General features: G+C 72.0%; 4 protein-coding genes. 2 read left to right on the forward strand and 2 right to left on the reverse strand.

The genetic code is table 11. The annotated features are described in order from the left end of the window. A partial coding sequence (locus JHN63_RS49190; RefSeq protein ID WP_200691644.1) for an RNA-binding S4 domain-containing protein occupies nucleotides 1-430 on the reverse strand: 430 nt, incomplete at its 3' end. Nucleotides 431-654: 224 nt separating this feature from the next. Between JHN63_RS49190 and JHN63_RS49195 the strand changes: the two genes are divergently transcribed. Further along, nucleotides 655-1,347 carry a uracil-DNA glycosylase gene (locus tag JHN63_RS49195; protein ID WP_200691645.1) on the forward strand — a complete coding sequence of 231 codons (693 nt, stop codon included), beginning with the start codon at nucleotides 655-657 and terminating at the stop codon, nucleotides 1,345-1,347. Nucleotides 1,348-1,365: 18 nt separating this feature from the next. Further along, nucleotides 1,366-2,328 (forward strand): prolyl aminopeptidase, encoded by a 963-nt coding sequence (gene pip / locus JHN63_RS49200; RefSeq protein WP_200691646.1) that lies wholly within the window; start codon nucleotides 1,366-1,368, stop codon nucleotides 2,326-2,328. 32 nt (nucleotides 2,329-2,360) lie between these two features. Here pip and JHN63_RS49205 read toward each other — a convergent pair. Next, nucleotides 2,361-3,775, reverse strand: a 1,415-nt coding sequence (locus JHN63_RS49205) for a LamG domain-containing protein (RefSeq protein ID WP_200691647.1), incomplete at its 5' end; no start/stop codon positions are given.

Below are 3,775 nucleotides of genomic sequence, written 5' to 3' on the forward strand. Positions count from 1 at the left end.
GGGCGACGGCCTCGCGGGGCGGGGGCGGCGGGGAGTTGTCCACGTAGCACTGGACGGCGACCGGCGGGCCGACCCGTTTGCGGATGACCTGCTTCACGATGACGACGCGCTCGTGGCCTTCGTGGCGGAGGCGGACCTCGTCGCCGACGTGGACGGAGTGGGCGGGCTTCACCCGCTCGCCGTTGACGCGGACGTGGCCGCCCTTGCAGGCGGCGGCGCCCATGGAGCGGGTCTTGACCAGGCGGACGGACCAGATCCAGCTGTCGACGCGGACGCTCTCACCGTTCGAGGGGCCGGCGGCCCTGGCGGCGGCCACGGCGTCGCTCTGCGGCTCGGCCGCGGGGTTCCCGGGCGCGTCGGGGTTCCGGCTCGTCGTGCTCGCGCCGGTTCCGCTGTCGCCGTCGGTCTCGTCCGCACCCTCGGAAGCCATGCCTCGACTTTAGTCCCCCCGGGGCGGACGGCTCCGGCCGGTCGGGTCGGGTCGGGTCGTCGACCGAAACCCGCCGGAGCCGACCCGACCGACCCGACCGACCGTGCGGGTGTGCGGTGACACGTCGGCGGGGTGGCACCGGCGAAGGTCGGCCATGACAAGCACGTGCGGTCCGTAGGGCCGTTGCCGGCGCCGCCCGCACGTGATCGTCCTACCGTGGGGGCATGAATCTGTCCGACCTCGACCGCCGGATCACCGGCTGCCGGGCCTGCCCCCGCCTGGTCGACTGGCGCGAGGAGGTCGCCCGCACCAAACGCGCGGCCTTCGCCGACTGGACGTACTGGGGCCGCCCGGTACCCGGCTTCGGCCCCGCCGACGCATCGCTCCTGATCATCGGCCTGGCCCCGGCCGCGCACGGCGCCAACCGCACCGGCCGGATGTTCACCGGCGACCGTTCCGGGGACGTGCTGTACGAGGCCCTGTACGACATCGGGCTCGCCTCGCAGCCGACCGCCGTGAGCGCCGACGACGGCCTTGAACTGTACGGCGTGCGCATCACCTCGCCGGTGCGCTGTGCCCCGCCCGCCAACAAGCCCACCCCCGAGGAGCGGGACACCTGCCGTCCCTGGCTCGTCGAGGAACTCGCCCTGCTGCGGCCGACGTTGAAGGCCGTCGTCGTACTCGGCGCCTTCGGCTGGCAGGCGGCGCTGCCCGCGTTCGCGGCGGCGGGCCGGCAAGTGCCGCGCCCACGGCCCGCGTTCGGGCACGGGGCACAGGTCTCCCTCGACGGCCTCGAGCTCTTCGGCTGCTTCCACGTCAGCCAGCGCAACACCTTCACCGGCAAGCTCACCCCCGCGATGCTGCGGGACGTCCTGCGCACGGCGGCCGGGGCGGCGGGGCTGCCGACCGTGCCGTAGCGAGGTTAGGGTCGGTGGATGGGTCTGTATCCGGAGATCGAACCGTACGACCACGGCATGCTCGATGTCGGTGACGGCAACCGCGTCTACTGGGAGACCTGCGGGAATCCGGACGGCAAGCCCGCGGTGGTGCTGCACGGTGGCCCGGGCTCGGGCTGTTCGCCGTATCCCCGGCGCTACTTCGATCCCGCCGCCTATCGGATCGTGCTGCTGGACCAGCGCGGGTGCGGACGTTCCACGCCGCACGCGAGCGCGTACGACACCGACATGGGGGTGAACACGACGGCTCACCTCGTCGCCGATCTGGAGCTGCTGCGGCGGCACTTGGGGATCGAGCGGTGGCTGGTGTGGGGCGCGTCGTGGGGGTCGGTGCTCGGGCTGCGGTACGCGCAGACGCATCCGGGGGTCGTGTCGGAGCTGGTGCTGACCTGTGTCGCCACCGGCTCCAATCCTGAAGTGGCCTTGCTGACCAGGGGACTTGGGAAACTCTTCCCTGAGGCCTTCGAGGCGTTCGTCGCCGAACTCCCCGCCGGGGAACGGGACGGGAACCTCGCCGCCGCCTACAACCGGCTCATCGAGTCGCCCGACCGGGCGGTGCGCGAGCGTGCCGCACGCGCCTGGACGGACTGGGAGACGGCGATCGTCCCGGCCCCGCCGCGCTCCGAGAAGCGGTACGAGGACCCGGAGTTCCGTATGTGCTTCGCCCGGACCGTCACGCACTACTTCGGTAACGACCACTTCCTCGGGGAGGGGAACGACGAGGGTGTCGTGCTCCAGGACGCCCATCTGCTCAAGGACATCCCCGGCACCCTCGTCCAGGGCAGCCTCGACCTTGGCAACCTCCTCGGCATCACATGGCGGCTCCAACACGCCTGGCCCGGCAGCGAGTTGGTGATCGTGGACGAGGCCGGCCACAACGCGGGCGCGCCGGGTGTCGCGCAGGCGCTGGTGACGGCGACGGACAAGTACGCGCGCCGGTAGCCCAGTTGGCGGCCCGCCGCCAGGCCGATTGCTCAGCCGACGCGCGCCGCCGCCACCGGCCGTGCCGTCACGTCGTAAGTCCCGCCGCTCTTCGAGGAGTTGACGCTCCACCGGTACCGCGAGAACTCGCCCGTGGTGTCGGAGGCGTAGAACATCATGTGGCCGATGCCGACGCCCTGGAGGTTCTCGCCGGTGGTGTTGCTGACCATGCGGGTGTCGGGGTACGTGGGGTAGTTGGTCAGCGCGTACACGCCGTGCGGGTCGGAGGTGCAGTCGATGATCTCGACGGCGTACTGCGTCTCGCCGGTGAAGTCGGCGGTGCCGCTGAACACGCCCTTGACCTGGCGGACCATGACGATGTGGCCGGTGTTGTCGGGGTCGCTGCCCCGGTAGTCGACGGCGACGAGGTCGCCCGGCCGGAGGTCGGCGACCTTGCGGACGCGCTGGAAGCGGGGGCCGGCGGTGCCGTTCAGGAAGGCCGCGCAGTAGTCGGCGGCCTCCGGGCCCTTCTCCTGGAAGTACTGGAGGAAGTAGTCGTCCGTGGCCCAGCCGTAGGTGTGCTTGAGGACGCCGGTGAGGAAGGACGCACAGCGGGCGCGCGCCACCCAGCTCGCGGGGTCGTCCGGGAGGCCCCAAGTGAGCGTTGCCGCCGAGCCCTTGAGGTAGACGTTGTTCTCGCGGGCCGTGCGGCCGCTGACCACGGCGATCTCGTCGGCGGACAGGGCGCGGGCGTACGCCCGTACGTCGTCGATCGCGCCCTTGAAGCGGTTGACGGGCGCGCCGTCGAAGCGGGCCCGGCCGATGGAGAAGCCGGCCGGCGCGGCCCAGGACAGGGTGGTCGGCGTGCTGCCCTGTGCCTGGCCGTTGACGTACAGCCGGATCTGCGTGCCGTCCCAGACGCCGGTCAGATGGGTCCAGGCGCCGAGGGCGGCCGGTGATGCGGCGACGGCGGACACCTTCGTGGCCTGGTCCTCGGCGCGGACCTTGAAGGCCCAGGTGGAGACGGTGTTGTCGTACTGGAGGAGGAAGCGGCTGGTGGTCGTGGAGTCCTGGCTCACCGCCGTGTACATGGTCGCCGGGTCGGCGTCGCTCGCGAGGCGCACCCACGCCGAGACCGTGAACGGGAGTGTCGTGTCCAGGACGGAATCCGTGGCGGCGTACGCCCCGGACGTCCCGTCGAGACTCAGCTCGCCGCCCGCGCGCAACGCCGTCCAGGTCGCGCCGGAGCCGGGGACGACGGGGTGCTCGCGGCCGGAACGATCGGCGCCCGAGCCGTCCAGCGGCCAGTGCCCCACCAACCCATCTGTCAGATACCCGGCCGCCAACAGCCTCTGATACCCCACCAGTTGCTCGGCCTGCGCCAGATGCGGCGTGCCGACCGGCGTGAACGGAGTGTCCAGCGCTACGTCCGCCACTGCCACGCCCGCCCCCTGCGTCACCCCCGCGA

The organism is Streptomyces sp. MBT65, assembly GCF_016612545.1.
Lineage (GTDB): Bacteria > Actinomycetota > Actinomycetes > Streptomycetales > Streptomycetaceae > Streptomyces.

Excerpts from the sequence above, each read along its gene's own strand:
- pip (WP_200691646.1), top strand. The coding sequence starts at position 1,366 with ATGGGTCTGTATCCGGAGATCGAACCGTACGACCACGGCATGCTCGAT.
- JHN63_RS49195 (WP_200691645.1), top strand. The coding sequence starts at position 655 with ATGAATCTGTCCGACCTCGACCGCCGGATCACCGGCTGCCGGGCCTGC.